12 protein-coding genes are annotated in these 14,695 nt (G+C 45.7%); 5 read left to right on the top strand and 7 right to left on the bottom strand.

The genetic code is table 11. From position 1 onward, the window contains the following. Positions 1-38: 38 nt before the first annotated feature. Entirely contained in the window at positions 39-3,578 is a 3,540-nt protein-coding gene (locus ACO6V5_RS21870; protein WP_422413214.1) for an SNF2-related protein, read from the bottom strand. A 216-nt stretch (positions 3,579-3,794) separates the two neighbouring features. Between ACO6V5_RS21870 and ACO6V5_RS21865 the strand changes: the two genes are divergently transcribed. Then, positions 3,795-4,073, top strand: coding sequence for a transcriptional regulator (locus ACO6V5_RS21865; protein ID WP_422135668.1), 279 nt, complete (start codon positions 3,795-3,797; stop codon positions 4,071-4,073). Continuing rightward, positions 4,070-5,350 carry a type II toxin-antitoxin system HipA family toxin gene (locus ACO6V5_RS21860; protein WP_422135669.1) on the top strand — a complete coding sequence of 427 codons (1,281 nt, stop codon included), beginning with the start codon at positions 4,070-4,072 and terminating at the stop codon, positions 5,348-5,350. Before ACO6V5_RS21865 ends, ACO6V5_RS21860 begins: the two co-directional genes overlap by 4 nt. A gap of 45 nt (positions 5,351-5,395) precedes the next feature. On the opposite strand, the gene ACO6V5_RS21855 is transcribed toward ACO6V5_RS21860, so the two are convergent. The 3 genes from ACO6V5_RS21855 to ACO6V5_RS21845 form a co-directional block, all read right to left on the bottom strand. Further along, positions 5,396-6,820, bottom strand: a complete 1,425-nt coding sequence (locus ACO6V5_RS21855; RefSeq protein ID WP_422135670.1) for a Fic family protein — start codon at positions 6,818-6,820, stop codon at positions 5,396-5,398. Next, complete coding sequence (locus tag ACO6V5_RS21850; protein WP_422413217.1) at positions 6,808-7,047, bottom strand: hypothetical protein; 240 nt, start codon at positions 7,045-7,047, stop codon at positions 6,808-6,810. The genes ACO6V5_RS21855 and ACO6V5_RS21850 overlap by 13 nt, the downstream gene beginning before the upstream one ends. A gap of 144 nt (positions 7,048-7,191) precedes the next feature. Continuing rightward, positions 7,192-8,100 (bottom strand): hypothetical protein, encoded by a 909-nt coding sequence (locus ACO6V5_RS21845; RefSeq protein WP_422135671.1) that lies wholly within the window; start codon positions 8,098-8,100, stop codon positions 7,192-7,194. A 125-nt stretch (positions 8,101-8,225) separates the two neighbouring features. On the opposite strand from ACO6V5_RS21845, the gene ACO6V5_RS21840 reads away from it, so the two are divergent. The 3 genes from ACO6V5_RS21840 to ACO6V5_RS21830 all read left to right on the top strand — a co-directional run bounded on the left by ACO6V5_RS21840 (position 8,226) and on the right by ACO6V5_RS21830 (position 11,364). Further along, complete coding sequence (locus ACO6V5_RS21840; RefSeq protein ID WP_422135672.1) at positions 8,226-8,885, top strand: hypothetical protein; 660 nt, start codon at positions 8,226-8,228, stop codon at positions 8,883-8,885. A 166-nt stretch (positions 8,886-9,051) separates the two neighbouring features. Beyond that, positions 9,052-9,930, top strand: coding sequence for a protein kinase family protein (locus ACO6V5_RS21835; protein WP_422135673.1), 879 nt, complete (start codon positions 9,052-9,054; stop codon positions 9,928-9,930). 381 nt (positions 9,931-10,311) lie between these two features. Next, on the top strand, positions 10,312-11,364 hold the full coding sequence (locus tag ACO6V5_RS21830; protein WP_422135674.1) for a hypothetical protein: 1,053 nt from the start codon (positions 10,312-10,314) through the stop codon (positions 11,362-11,364). A gap of 204 nt (positions 11,365-11,568) precedes the next feature. Here the strand turns inward: ACO6V5_RS21830 and ACO6V5_RS21825 are convergent, their stop codons facing one another. The 3 genes from ACO6V5_RS21825 to istA all read right to left on the bottom strand — a co-directional run bounded on the left by ACO6V5_RS21825 (position 11,569) and on the right by istA (position 14,540). Beyond that, positions 11,569-12,072, bottom strand: coding sequence for a DUF29 domain-containing protein (locus ACO6V5_RS21825; RefSeq protein WP_422413221.1), 504 nt, complete (start codon positions 12,070-12,072; stop codon positions 11,569-11,571). Between the two features lie 145 nt (positions 12,073-12,217). Then, positions 12,218-12,976 carry an IS21-like element helper ATPase IstB gene (istB, locus tag ACO6V5_RS21820; RefSeq protein ID WP_422414320.1) on the bottom strand — a complete coding sequence of 253 codons (759 nt, stop codon included), beginning with the start codon at positions 12,974-12,976 and terminating at the stop codon, positions 12,218-12,220. 10 nt (positions 12,977-12,986) lie between these two features. Beyond that, positions 12,987-14,540 carry an IS21 family transposase gene (gene istA, locus ACO6V5_RS21815; protein WP_422441836.1) on the bottom strand — a complete coding sequence of 518 codons (1,554 nt, stop codon included), beginning with the start codon at positions 14,538-14,540 and terminating at the stop codon, positions 12,987-12,989. Positions 14,541-14,695: the final 155 nt, after the last annotated feature.

Raw genomic sequence — 14,695 nt, 5'->3', positions numbered from 1 at the left:
AGCGAGAGGGGGTACATATCAGAGCTTGGTTGCACTAGTCACCCCAATGACACCAGCTCCTTGATTTCCTGGTCCGACAACTCGGTAATCCACTGCTCGCCACTGGCAACTGTCAGGTTGGCCAGTTCTTTCTTGCCCTGAATCATGGCATCGATTTTTTCCTCAAAGGTGTTTTCGGTAATCAGGCGATGCACCTGGACATTGCGTTTCTGGCCAATACGGTAAGCCCGGTCGGTGGCCTGGGCTTCTACCGCCGGGTTCCACCAGAGATCGTAGTGAATAACCTGGCTGGCCGCAGTGAGATTTAAACCGGTACCTCCGGCTTTCAGGGACAGGATCATGGCACGGGTGTGTCCATTGTTTTGAAAGTCTTCGACGATTTCGTCCCGTTTCTTCCGAGACAGGCCACCGTGCAGGAAAGGGACATCCAGGGTCATTTGCTGTTGCAGCGTATTCACCAGTAACTCCCCCATGGTCGTGTACTGAGTAAAAATAAGCACTTTCTCATCAGCATCCATAGCCTCACGCATCAGCTCCATAAACAGCGCCAGTTTTCCGGACTCTTCGACACTGGCCTGGTCGTGGTTCAGGAATTGCGCCGGTGCATTACATATCTGCTTTAACGCGTTGAGCAGTTTGAAAATAATGCCTTTGCGTTCAATCCCTTCTTCACTGGAGTGCAGGTCTTTCATAATGCTGTTAACCGTACTCTGGTAAAGGGATGCCTGCTGTTTGCTGAGGTTGCAGAAGCGGTTGCTTTCTACTTTATCTGGCAGGTCGCTGATGATGGTTTTATCCGTCTTCAGTCGTCTGAGAATAAATGGGCTGGTGAGTTTGCGAAAGCGGTCCAGGCAGTTCTGGTCACGGTCTTTCTCAATGGGGGTGGCCAGTTCTTCCTGAAACTTCTTCTGGGTGCCAAGATAACCTTTATTGGTGAAATCGAACACGCTCCAGTATTCCCGCAGGCGGTTTTCAACCGGTGTGCCGCTCATGCCAATACGGATATCGGATTTCAGCTTTTTGATGGCTTTGGTCTGCTGGGTGCCAGGGTTTTTAATGTTCTGGGCTTCATCAATGACCAATGTGCGCCAGCGTGGTTTGGCCAGTGCCGCACTGTCGGTGCGGATAAGGCCGTAGCTGGTGAGAATTACGTCATGGTCACTGATTTTTAACTGTCGTTTGCTGCCGTGATAGACCTGCACGCTTAAATCCGGGGCAAAGCGTTCAATCTCTTTGCGCCAGTTGGTCAGCAGGGAAGTAGGGGCCACCACCAGGGCTTTTTGTTGATCAAGCTGGCCGTTTTCTTGCTGGTGTAACAGCAGGGCAATGACTTGCAGGGTTTTACCCAGACCCATGTCATCGGCCAATAGTGAACCAAAACCAATGCGGGCATTTTGCGCCATCCATTCGTAGCCACGCTGCTGATAGGGGCGTAGTTCAGCATTCAGGCTTGCAGGCAGAGGTGCGGGTTCGCCTTTGAGCAGCTCTTCAAACAGTTGTCTGGCACTGTCGCCTAAATCCACTTTGGCGCCATCCAGTTCACCAGACAGTCCGGCTTTTAACAGATCGGTGCGTGACAGGGTTTCCGGTAAATTATCGAGTTTTTTAAGCAGTTGCTGCAATTTGCTGTCATCCAGCATGACGTATTGATCCAGCATTTTAACCAGACCGTCGGCGCCCTGAAGCAACTGGTTAAACTCGTTGACCTCAATGCGCTGGTCGCCCAAAGCCACTTGCCAGTTAAACTGCAAAAGCTGGTCAAGGTTCATATAACTGACGGCATTATCACTGTCACTTTTTGACAATGACAAACTGAGCTGAGGGTACACCAGCTTTTGCAGTCGTTTGGGCAGTACCAGCTGAATACCCAGCATTTGCAGGGCAGGGAGGGTTTCCCTGAATATGGGTGTGAAGGCCTGAAGTGTGTAATGCAGCGGGCGGTGTTTTTTTTGGGTCTGGTAAAGCTGTTCTATAGCAGGCATATAATCTGCCAGTAATGCCAGGTCGGTCAGCACGCTTACTTTGGTTTCAGATAATGAACCCTCCTTAAACAGTTCGGGCAGCATCAACATGGTCTGCTTCTGTTCAACCCTGATATCTACCGATAGCTGGTCAGCTATCTGGTCATCTGCTTCCGGGCTATCCACTTCTTCCACCAGCAGGTGCAGACGGTGCGCCCGCTCTCCCAGTGATAGCCGGTTTAGCCAGTTGCGAATGACCTTGGGGTAAGCCAGCGTTTCAAACTGGTTAAACAGGCAGGGTGATCCGGCAAAAAACAGACGACAGATATCTTCTTCCCAGTATTTATCGGGCGCTGCTTCCATGGCCTGTTCCATAAAGAAGCTGATGACGGCGTTGATGGCCAGATGGATCTGGGTTTGGCTGTCTGCATAATGCAGCTGAGGTTTTTTGCGGTTTTTCTGCGTTGTTTCTAATACCACGAAATCCGGTGGACACACGTCGTAGAATATCTGTAGCTGGTTTTTCACCGGTTCACTGAGCAGTGCTGGTTGCCACTGTATCAGCGTCAGGTCATCCTGTTGCATAAAGACGGCCGGAATAGAAGCATGTTGCTGCACCAGCTTGACACTCAGACGATAAAGCCATTGCCAGAGCAGGGCTTTGTGAAAATATCGGCTACGTTCAGGGCTGTGAATATTGCGTAACGATGCCAGCAGACTGATCCATTCGTTCGGTTCCGATACAGACTGTCCATTATCTTTGCTTCGGGCTGAGTGGAAACAGCCATTCTTGTCGATCACCAGCTGGGTCAGGCTGAAGTCAGCAATATCCAGCGTATTTTCCGTCGCCTGTTGTTTTTCGTATTGGCTGACATAACGGGCACTGCGTTTGTAAAAGTCAGTCAATACGGTTTTAAATTCTTTGCCATAAAACAAGGGTTTTGGTGTGAGAATGCCCTGAATCCTCTCACCCAATGGCTCAATGGTGGCCAGATCCAGCAACTCAAAGGTTGGGGTTTTTGGCAACTGCCAGTCTTCAGACACAGGCTCGTGCTGCCAGAAAGACATCACCTGTGGCGGTGTGTCGGCCTTCGCCAGGGACATGCCGGTTTGTTTTTCAATAGCTTTGGGTAAATCCATACCGTGAAGCTTGAACACCATAAACGGGTCTTTATCAATCTCATTGGCGATCAGATAGATGACGGCGGCAATATGTTTGCATGGCATTGCCCAGTCAGGACAGGAACAGCTGGCTTTCATATCATCCCAGTGTTTGGGAAACAGGGGGATGTTCTGTTTTTCCATCAACGTCAGCATCTGAGCGGGGAGTTGCCGGTTCAGTAATTTAGCGAGCAGGGCCGGGCTCTGGCTGACGGCCATTAAAATGCTTTGTTGCTGGTTGGTGGTAAAACCCGGTAGATGAACCTTGACCTTGTAGGGCCTTGGTCGTCTTCCCCGAACATCTGCATGAGTTGAGGTGCCTTTAAGCTCAATGTTGGATACCGAGCCATTACCGGCATAGCGGCGCCCACGGGGCAGACGGTTGCTGTAATCAATGCCGTTAAAAGCTACCAGCCATTGTTCGCCCCACCAGGTTTGGCCGTAGTTTGTTGCCATTAGTTTGTCATCTCATTATTTGCGTAACTGGGTTACTGTAGCGTTTTTAACGGGGTATTGCTCACTCAGGTAACGGAAAGAACTCAGTTCGTAGATGGGTTGCTCATTCTGATGATAGTTTTCTTTCAATTTGATTGGATACAGTAATATCCAAAATCTCGTATTTTACCTAAAAAAAGCTATAATAGTATCCATATTTCATGGATGTGACTCACTATGAGCTTATTGTCATTATTAACACCCACTGATGTTCAGCAGCAGCTGGCCACTGCGGTTATGGACAGAAGAAAGGCAAAAAAATGGTCCCGACAGAGTCTGGCAGAGCGGAGTTCTGTGCCAGCATCAACGATCAAAAAATTTGAATCAACCGGGCAAATATCGTTGCGGCAGTTCATTTTGCTCTGGCAGGCGGTTGATCAGCTGGAAGCCCTGGTTGCATTGACAGAAAAAGCCGAGTCTATGCCTGCCAGTATCAGCGAGGTATTAAAAACATGAGGGTTCGAAAACTCAGTGTACATCGCAGGTTCAGTGACGGGACAAAGCATAAAGTCGGTGAGTTGGCTCAGAATCAACAGGGTATTTTCTTTCAATATGATGAGAGCTATCTCAGTCGTTTTCATAGTTTGTCTCCTTTCACCTTGCCCTTTGAAGCTACCTTGAGTCGCGGGCCCAGGCAGCCACACCAAGGGTTACAGGGAGTTTTTGCCGATTCTCTGCCTGATGGCTGGGGCTTGCTGTTGATGGATAGAGCCTTCCGACAACAGGGCATACTTCCACATCAGGTAACCCCGATGGATCGTTTGGCATTCATCGGTGAGAGAGGGATGGGTAGCCTGAGTTATACACCGGCTATGGATCATGCCACTGAGAATGATCACTCCTTATCAGACATTGCGCTGTTGGGACAGGAGGCTCAACAGGTTTTTGAAGGTGAGACTGAAGATATATTACCTGTCCTGGCTCAGGCTGGTGGTTCGGGGGGGGCCAGACCCAAGGTATCGGTATGGCTTGATTCCGATAATGCCCGCTATGTCAGCATTAAGCCACAAAGTCACCTAACCCCCTGGTTGGTAAAATTTACTGCCAAGAGTCTTCCCCTCGGGCATGAAGAAAGCCTGTGTGAAGCACTCTGGTTAACTCTGGCAAAACGAGCTGGATTGACGACACCGCAATGGCACCTTATTCATGATACTGGAAACTCTGGTGCAAAAGCCTGGCTGGCATTGAAGCGATTTGATTGTTCAGACCACCCGTCTCAGCAAGGGCATTTTCATATGCAAACACTGTGTGGTCTTATGGATGCCGATTTTCGGCAACCCTCAATCGACTATGAGGATTTGCTGAAAGTGAGCCAGATATTGTGCCAGAATCCGGCAGTGGCACAGGAGCAATTTGCCAGGGCCATGTTCAACTTGTTTGCTATGAATCAGGATGACCATACGAAAAACTGGTCTTTTTTAATGGATGACCATGGTCGTTGGTCACTGGCACCTTTTTATGACGTAACTTTCAGCCCAACACCCTACAACAACCACATGACAGCCTATATGGGATACGGTTCCCAGCCGCCACTAGAGGTCATACAGAAACTCGCCAGCCAGGCAAATTTTGCAAACTGGAATCAAGCCAGACGAGTGATCGAGCAAGTGGTTGAGTCTGTGCAAAGCTGGAGCGATCAGGCCGGATTGTTCGACATCAAGGCTGATACTCAAAAGCTGATAGGTAAACAGTTACGTGAAACCTGGCGGGCTAATAAAGGTTTATTCAGTTGAAACCAGCATCCAATCTGATCGGTCAGCCCTTGCCAGCTGATCAGTTTAACTTTCTTTTTGTACTTCCTGCCAGTGTTTAAACTGGGATGGTCTTAAACCGTAACGGGCTAATACACCTTCGTGTAAACGACGTAGTTCTTCAATAATCAGCGATGACAAATCTGAGCGTGAGGCTTCTTCAATCTCTTCTGGTAACAGGGCTTTAATCAGATCTACAGGATCGGAATCCGGAGTGAGAACTATTTCTTTAACCGTTTTTTTAACCAAGTCCCGATGTTTAAGTCGCAGGGGATCAGGCTCAGCCAGTTGTTGTTTGATCGCCAGATATTCCTGCGTTGAGCGTTCATAAGCCCATAGATAGAGATCACGTAACAATTCAATCCGGGTCATTTCATAGACGCCTAGAGTCGCACAGCTATAGGCCTGTTCCGGTACATCCAGAAAAGTAAGAGGGCAGAGATTGGCCCGGATTAATGGCAGGTTAACTGCCAGACGTGATGTCCGTTTGTTCACGTCAGCAAAAGGTTGCAGATAGGGCAGGTGGACCATCATGAAAAAAGACTGCTCAAACGGATCTTCAATCTGACTGGCTTTTTGCAACAGAATATCAAGCAGTTCACTGATAATGACTTCGCCAGCCAGTGGCCTGAAAACACTTTTACCTATTTCTACCTGATGCTGTCGAATTCGTCCTTCATCAGCAGGGTTAGGCAACAGGTTTTCGGACAGTAAACTGTGAAGGTTTAGTAGCGTAAAGCGGTTGTATGATGCGGTTTCTGCATTATCAACCAGCAACTCTATGGCTGTTTTATGATTCAGAATCATCTGTGTCTCGATAGCTGCCTTTCCCTGAGCTGCATGACCGTCTTCTATAAGCCGAACAGTATCAAGACGGCTGTAGGTATTACCCTCCAGATGACTGGATGCCCAGGATAAGTCAATCAGGAAACGGTTCAGAATTGCACGACCGTATGTGCCAGCGGGTTGTGATGTTTGCTTAGTGTCGCCCATGCGCCAGAGCTGATGGCGTATGGGAGCTGATAAGTAGTAGGTGTTGTTGGGCTGGTATATGTCCAGAAATTCTCGCTGGTATCCAATGGGTTGTCGGGCTTCGACAGGTTGCTCTATATAAGACAGAATATCCTTACTGTCTGGCGACAGTGGAATAAATGCAGGAAATTCGTCAGATTGATCATTATCCTGATTTGCCTGAGATAGACTAAATACCTGATATTGCCTGCCCCGTCCCTCACCAAGAGCAGTAATCTTGCTTTCGGCCAGTAAACTGTTTAACCAGCGCTGGGTTGTTCGGCGGGTAAGATTTGGGTGAGCAGCAAGCAGTTCAGAGATAGAGACTGGCTTGTTGGCTTGCATGATAGCCTGGTATAAATCATCGAGAGTATTCATGAATGTGATGCAACTTTGAAGCTCTTTGGCGCGATTATGGCGTATTATATCTAATTGCGCCATAATTGCGCCATAATTGCGCCATAATTGCGCCATAATTGCGCCATCGCTTTGGCGCGATTAGTAACGGAAGCTAGTCGTTTATAAAGAGGCGATCCTGAAGCTGCTTCTATCGGGCAGAGGGCAGGTTTCCCATGAAGCTCGTGATACAGAGGATGGCCTTTGATAATTTCATCTATATCATCGAGGTCAGCACACCCGCAAAACCCAATTTGCAGCACCTTTTCCAACTTGTGATAGCAACATCTCGTGGTTGTCTGAAGCTTACGCTCTGGCGGGACGAAAACGCCTGGTTAGGCCGGACCGCTGCGGGCAGCAACGGGCGAAAGCATCTGGTTATTGAGAGTCATGAATCAAAAAAGGTGCCATCAATCCTAAGACGGAGGGGTTGGCTCATGTGGCAGATACTCGCTTAGCCCTTCATCGAGCCCGCCGTTGTATAGATCAATACATTGACGTGTCTGTTCAATCAGATCTCCGATTTCACGATATTCTTCACCACTATCATTTCGTTTAGGGCTGCTTGGTTCTGGTCCAAAAGCAGGCCTGAGAAAACCTGAATAAAGCAGTAAGGCTTTGTAAGTGATAGTGCCTTTTTTCATGTTGATCATCATTTCAGCATCCCAATATTCAGGAGTTTCAGATAAACTACAGACATCAATATGTGAATGGTCATAACATTTGTACTTTTTTTTGCTTGCTCCAGCTTCAGTATCTTCTTCAGAAGCTTTTCCTTCATCATCACTGCTGTCACTAAATCCACCCAAAGCATAGTCACTATCATAATTATGATAATCAGGGCCTTCGACTACTGCTGATCCTTGATTACGATCAAGATTGGCTCGGCCCAGATAATAAACTTTATCAGTGTTGAAGTGCGTCCGAAAATATTCAGTCAACAATTGCAAAACAGACGTAAAGTAAGCCTTACTCCTGGCCCCCATTTCAATGAAATTTGATGGTCGAAGTCTCATATCAGGGGGAGTATTCACTGCAGTAATTTGGAACCTGGCGGTCACTCTCAGCTCACCATCAACAGTCTGCTCGTCAATTCCCAGAAATCCGTCAGATGAATGGTGATCCCTGTTAAATGACCATAATGAAACCTCTTCAAGATTGAAAAGGCTTCTGGAGGAGCCCCCCCCTATAAAGGTTTTGAACATTTGCATGAGCGCTAATTCTGCCAAAGGCAGGTAAGCGTCGTATCTGTCATCTCCGGAATAGCCTGTACAAGGAAGCATCATGGTAACCAGGACTAACACTAACCGAATACCTTGCTTCATGTTATCGGGCCTTTCCCAGCAATGCGCTCATTGAACTTGAGTTCGATTTAAAAAAGACAAGAGCCCCGGCGATTTAGCCATCTTTCGGTTGCAGACTATAGATAGCTGACAGGGCTCCTGCGCCTATGATGAGTGTATTCTATGATGTTGATGGTTTCTGTCTGGTTTTAAACAAGAATGACATAAACAACCAACATGCAATAGCAAAAGACCTCCTGTTATATCGAAAACCCGCCGTATCTGGTGACAAAAACTTTAACCAGCTTCCAACCATGATCTATGGACTTGTTTCTTTGGTTGCTTTGATGATGGTCATTTTTATTTGGAACCTTCTGGGCTGGGTGTTGTCTAATTTTTATAAGGTTTCACAAAAGGGTCTAGAGTCCATGAAAAATAAATTTACGCTAATGATATTGATGGCAACACTGGCAATTAGTGCGGAGGCTGTATCTGAAACTTGCGATATAGTTTTTGCTCATAATAGAGTGAATATAAGCACTCTTGATAAAGCTGAACTACTGGCAGCTCTTTATAATAGAGCTAAACCTCAAGGATTGGGAATGCTCCACTATGATCCTGCTCCAATGACTGTAGATCAAGCCAAAGAGCTATTAAGCAAGCGAGCTTCTCATGAATTATATTTTGATTATCTCGCTGGGCGTGTAATGAAAATTGATATTAGTTCTGATGTTATGAAAACACGTTTATACAACAGGGATAATGGAGAAAATGCAGCAGAAAAGGTAGCTTGCGCATTAAAACCATCCAAAAAAGATGAGTTCTGACATTGGAAATCCTATCAAATCGCCTGTTATTACGCAGCCATTTGAATCCAATATGTTTATTGGGTTCAAATGGTTTTTCATGTTTTAGTAGCATTCGTTATTGATTGCAACATGACGCCAGTTTCAGAGTCTGTGCCACAGGGATGAATTAAATCAGGGAGTTAATATGGATATTTCAGGCTTACCCTCTAAAAGGATAAAAATTGATGTACAAAGTAAAAGTGAAGATAAGTGTTTTCATGGCTTTGCACAGGGATGTATACCAAAAGCTCATATGTTCGAGTTTAAAGATAAAATTGATGGTGGCGCATGCGGTGATGTGTATCGGTCAAAGTGCGTAACTGAACGTAAATGTGATATAGCCATAAAAGTTATTCCTTTGATAGGTTGGAAAGCGGAGAATGCTATTGATGAGAAAAAGACGATAAAAACCTTAATAGCCAATCCCCACCCTAATATTGTTGAATACTTTGGCGTTCTGGAAGAAGATAATAAAATGTATATTGTGATGGAATTAGGGAAAAGCAACCTCTATCAATTTTTAGATGAAAACTTCTCAAAATTATCAGTTTCACAATTTCATGAAATTATTTTCCAAGTTCTTGAGATTTTAAATCATCTTGAGTCGATAAGTGTTACGCAAATGGATTTCAAACCTGAAAATATGATTTGTCTGAAAAATAAAATAAAATTAATCGATTTTGATAGCGTCCATAAAAAAGGAACACGTTTTTATCAGCCTCCATCATCACGCCTTATCAATGCTGCACTATTTTTATCAAAAATACAGTTGAAAATGAAATGTGGCGCTCCAAACGATAAATATTACGAGTTAACTTATAAGTTTAACAATGCTTGCCTCTCAGATGATTTCAACGAGTCTGATGCAAAAACTTTATCTGAAGATCCTGATATCTGGCATGATCAGCTTCCTTTAGAAACACGAAAATTATTAAGCAGAAGTTTCATTAATGAAGAGTCTAAGCAAAAACAAGTTATAAAAATGCGAGACAAAATTTCACCCAGAAGCGAGCTTGTTTTTTAGAACCTGTAACCTTTGCAGCAAGGGTGGCGAACGCAACATGCCAACCCTTTTCCTGTAATTGTTATCCTGCAGCCCTGCCGTCAGGGCCAATGTTGATAGAATTTCGAACGAGAATAGAGCTACTAAAATAGCGCTACCTCCGATCACAGTGAAGGCTAGCGTGGCTTTTGGCTCGTGAATCATCCACTGGAAAAATAGAAAAAACTTTCACACTTCTTCCGACTAATGCCAAAGCAGTCGGCTGGATTTTTTTTTAGGCTTTGCTATATACTCTGAACACTTTTTATTTAGTAAATAAAAATGCGTTTACTTATCTTTTGCCTATGTTTTTACTCAAGCACTTTGTTTGCTTATTTCGAAGAAATTCACATAGAGAATATTGTGAGAATTAATTGTGTATTGCTCCCAGTTATAACAACCATTAATTACTTACAGCTTAAGAAGCACTATAATCTGGGATTCGATCAAAATGTCAGGCCTTTTCACCTTACGACGTTGTCAGTAATTTCAACAATTCTTACGAAAGTCTACCTGATTGATAGAATATTTGCTTCAAGACATCTTGATCGTAATTCCAGATCACTGAAACCAAAAATTATTAAAAGTAATTATGCCTATGGCATCATTTTAGAATTTGAATTACTGAATAAAACATTATTGCAAAGTGAAAATAAGTCAGACTGCATTCAGTTATTGAACAATTCAATTATTTACCCTGTTTCTATTGACGAAAAATTAAAGTTAAGCATAGATTTAAAAAACATATCATCAGAGCATAAACTCATGCATTTAGATTCAACATATGGTCAAAAAGGGGATTGGTGGTTTGAAACTTCATGCATTTCAAATAAAGATAAAAATTTAGAAAAAGAGGAAAAATCAGAAAAAGCAGTTAGTGTTTTTAACAGCTTTGTTTTAACAAATGTTTGCATTGAGCTAAAGAATCCCGAGAAATTATTGCAACTTGAAATTTTATCAAAATACAGTCTAAACGTAGTGACGGGAGAAGGGCTCAGTAAGTTTATGACTATCAACATGGGTAACAAACGAGCAAAAACCCAGCTGTTAAATATTTGTAATTTACAGCATGGGTACTTTGAACTTTACCATAGCAATGAGCCTGATATTAAATCAGCGTTGCAAGATTACATCTTGAACTTACATTTTCTGGAAGCTGATAACGAGAGAGAAAAGAGCTGGTTGAATACATTGTACATTTTAGGTCATTCTTTTGCCTATGGAATTGTTACTTACGTGTTTTCATATTTTGTTGACTACGCAAGCTTTTATCTTTTGGCTGAAAGTTGTGCAATTTGTTTAAACCAAGTCCAATACCCGGGAGCATCAGCTTGTGTGTACCACTGGTTTTGCACACTGTGTTTAAGTAAAGCGAGAGCAGAACATCCTCGAAGCTGCCCATTATGTGGTATATAAATGCCTCACGCTTGCAGCAAGGGTGGCATACACAGTGAGCCAACCCCTTATATCCTCGCCGGCATGCCCAAGAATTTGTCGCAGATTTTCCTTCCTCTTACTTTTTCCTACTTTTTCTTGTAGAAGGTTCACGCTATTGACTCAACCATTGGGTGTAGTCGGTTTTGTATAAATCAGTCATTGTCAGCCTCCGGCAGCCAGTCTTCAGTCGTCGATATTGACGCCATTTAGTGGATACCAGTCTTCAGTCATTATTTGCTCGTAAGACCACGGGCACTGATCCGGGAAACTATTTTCATTTAACTTTTGATTTTTATTAACATAAATATTCATTTCTTTAATCGCATCTTTTTTACCGTCAGGATATGTACTGTTTAGTACATCTTCTATTTGTGGTTTTAGACAAGGATTATCCGCAATAAGTTTGTTAATGTTGTTTCTTGATCTGTTGATAGTAATTAACCATACCCTTGGTACTCTTTCAGTTGCTACAGTGCCTATTAATACACTTGTTTGATAATCACATTTCAGAAGATGAGTTATCAAAGTAGCTAAACGATTTTTTAACTCACGAATATGGTCCTTAATGCCCAACTCCAGCTCCCCCATCAAATTCTCTATGTCAAGCTGGTCAAACTGTCGCTGAGCAAGTAGCTCCCGCTGTAGGGTAAGCCATTGGTGATAATCTTTGTCATACAAGTTTTCCATAAATACCTCCATTGCCCTACCACTGTAGGCAATTAACAGAAGGGAATCAAAATGAATTACCAAAGTGCATATTCTGGTCAGCTTGAACACCCATTCTGGTTCATTTGAACACCCTGGATCTCCTACGCATCACCCAGTCTGATTTTTAGTCCAAGTGTTCAAGTGTTTCCAGTTTTCCCAGCTTCTTGCGCATGGATTCTCCTTTCAGCGTAATCCTGTGGGCGTTGTGCATCAGGCGATCCAGAATGGCATCTGCCAGAGTCTCATCACCGATGCTGCCATGCCATTGCCGGGTCGGTAGCTGGCTGGTAACCAACGTTGAACTTTGTTCGTGACGGTCATCCATCACTTCCAGTAAATCGTTGCGTTGCTGCTGGGTCAGAGGTTCCAGCCCCCAGTCATCCAGTATCAACAAATCCACCTTCGCCAGTTGCTTGAGTTGCCTGCTGTAGCTGCCATCACCATGGGCAAGGCTCAGCTCTTCCAGTAAGCGCGAGAGTCGGTAATAGCGGACACTGTAACCCTGTATGCAGGCCCAGTGTCCCAGTGCGCAAGCCAGGTAACTTTTACCACTGCCACAAGGTCCGGTAATCAGCAGGTTCCTGTGCCTGTTTAACCAGTCCTCGCTGGACAGTGTGGCTATTTGGACTTTCTTCAACCCCCGGGGATGTTCGTAGTCAATGTCGTCTACCCGTGCAGCCAGCTTAAACCTGGCCGCCCTCAGTAACCGGGCAAGACGTTTGTTATTGCGCTCGGTCTCTTCCTGTTCTGTCAGGAGGGCCAGCCGCTCCACAAAGCTCAGGCTGTCGTAGGTGCCGGGCTGCTCCAGTTGCTGAGCCAGGGCATCGGCCATGCCTGTCAGGCGCAGTGACCGCAGACGGGTCAGAGTTTGATTCATCATGATACGTCTCCGGTTACTGATAGCTGGCTGCACCACGAATATTTTCGTGGCTGTCATGAAGAGGTAGTGTCGTTTGTTTCACCTCAGGTTGAAGAGCCTGTTTGTCTTTACCTGATTGCAGGATCGCCCGGATATTCTTGAGTCGGTAACCTTTGATTTTCCGGGCATGGGCGCAAGCATTGTTTAACCGGTCAGCTCCGTAATCCCGTTTGAGGTTCAATAACCCCAGGCAAGACCGATAAGCCTGCTCCGGATGCTCACGACTGTTCAACAGATACTGAGTTATCCAGTGAACATCGGGGCCCAGCTGTTTTGCCCACTCCAGCAGTCGTTCCGGTGTCCACTCCTGGTGCTTGCTATGTCGTTCAGGCATATGGCCTGATTGAGTGGTAAAACCGGTTGTGAACTTACGGGGGTGACAGGCCACAACTTCACCTTTGCAGAAGACAGTGACCGTATGTTCTGTTGCCTGAACTTCCACCTCTTTCTTGACCAGCTGATGAGGCACTGAGTAGTAATGGCCTTTACAGTGAATGTGATAGTCAATGTTCACCCTGGCTTTGCTGAACTCAGCGTACTCAAAGGCCTGTTTGGGCAAAGGTCGCAAAGCGGGTTCATCCAGTTGCTCAAAGGTACTTCGTCGTGTACCTGGCAGTTTTTGAAAGGGCTTAAGGTTGAGTTCAGTCAATAGCTCCCGTATACGACTGTTCAGTTCTGCCAGGGTAAAGAAGGTCTCATGACGAAGTCTGGCCAGTATCCAGCGTTCAACCAACTGCACACCCACTTCGGCTTTCGCCTTGTCCTTGGGCTTGTAGGGCCGAGCTGGAATGACCGCCACCTGGTAGTGGTTGGCCAGGTGTTGGTAAGCCGGGTTCAGGTCCGGTTCATAACGGCAAGCCTTACTGACACCGCTCCTGAGGTTGTCTGGTACCACGACAGCTGGAATACCTCCAAAGAACTCAAAGGCCCGAACATGAGACCCCAGCCAGTCTTCGGACTTCTGGGACAGGGTGGCTTCTGCGTAGGTGTAGTTAGAGGCTCCCATCACCGCTACGAAAATCTGGGCGTTATGGGCGATCTCACCGGTCTTTGGATTAACGACAGGGACCGTAAGACCGGCGTAGTCTACAAACAGTTTTTCACCCGCCTTGTGATGCTGTCGCATGGAACGTTTCTGGCAGCCCAGCCACTGGTTGTAGCGGTGACAAAACTGCGAATAGCTGTAGGCATTGAGAGTGCTCTCTTGGCAGTACTCCTCCCAGAGTGTTTGCTTGGTCACCTCCTTGCGCTTGAGTGACTGGTGAATAACGCCCCAGTCCGGGTCGACCAGACCCTGGCGGCTCGACAGTGGGGTCTCAGGGAACAGTGTCTGCACCAAAGTAGCCTCAGAGCAGTCCGAGGGCAGAGGCCAGCTCAGTGGCGACCGTTCAAAGGCCTGAACGTAGTTGGACACAGTGCCAACACTGACCCGCGTGCTGCGAGCTATTTGCCGGATACTGAGTCGGTACTCAAAGCGCATCCGGAGTATTTCTTGAAGTTTTCGCATGGAAATCCTGTTATCTGGCATGGCTGCTGTCCTTTCTGTTTAGAAAGGTCAGCGGCTAAAGTTCATGGAAATCAATGCGTAAGAGATAATCTACCGAAAGAAGAGTTTTCAGATTCTGGAGGCTTGAACACGGATTCTGGGCAGTTGAACAGCGATTCTGGAAATCGCCAAAAAGT

This window comes from Endozoicomonas sp. ALD068 (genome assembly GCF_049310145.1).
Classification (GTDB): domain Bacteria; phylum Pseudomonadota; class Gammaproteobacteria; order Pseudomonadales; family Endozoicomonadaceae; genus Endozoicomonas_A.
This window is presented reverse-complemented; position numbering and strand designations above follow the sequence as displayed.

What these genes read in the sequence shown, in the direction of transcription:
- ACO6V5_RS21870 (WP_422413214.1), bottom strand. Translation starts at nt 3,578, where the DNA reads ATGGCAACAAACTACGGCCAAACCTGGTGGGGCGAACAATGGCTGGTA.
- ACO6V5_RS21865 (WP_422135668.1), top strand. Translation starts at nt 3,795, where the DNA reads ATGAGCTTATTGTCATTATTAACACCCACTGATGTTCAGCAGCAGCTG.
- ACO6V5_RS21860 (WP_422135669.1), top strand. Translation starts at nt 4,070, where the DNA reads ATGAGGGTTCGAAAACTCAGTGTACATCGCAGGTTCAGTGACGGGACA.
- ACO6V5_RS21855 (WP_422135670.1), bottom strand. Translation starts at nt 6,820, where the DNA reads ATGGCGCAATTAGATATAATACGCCATAATCGCGCCAAAGAGCTTCAA.
- ACO6V5_RS21845 (WP_422135671.1), bottom strand. Translation starts at nt 8,100, where the DNA reads ATGAAGCAAGGTATTCGGTTAGTGTTAGTCCTGGTTACCATGATGCTT.
- ACO6V5_RS21840 (WP_422135672.1), top strand. Translation starts at nt 8,226, where the DNA reads ATGATGAGTGTATTCTATGATGTTGATGGTTTCTGTCTGGTTTTAAAC.
- ACO6V5_RS21835 (WP_422135673.1), top strand. Translation starts at nt 9,052, where the DNA reads ATGGATATTTCAGGCTTACCCTCTAAAAGGATAAAAATTGATGTACAA.
- ACO6V5_RS21825 (WP_422413221.1), bottom strand. Translation starts at nt 12,072, where the DNA reads ATGGAAAACTTGTATGACAAAGATTATCACCAATGGCTTACCCTACAG.
- istA (WP_422441836.1), bottom strand. Translation starts at nt 14,540, where the DNA reads ATGCCAGATAACAGGATTTCCATGCGAAAACTTCAAGAAATACTCCGG.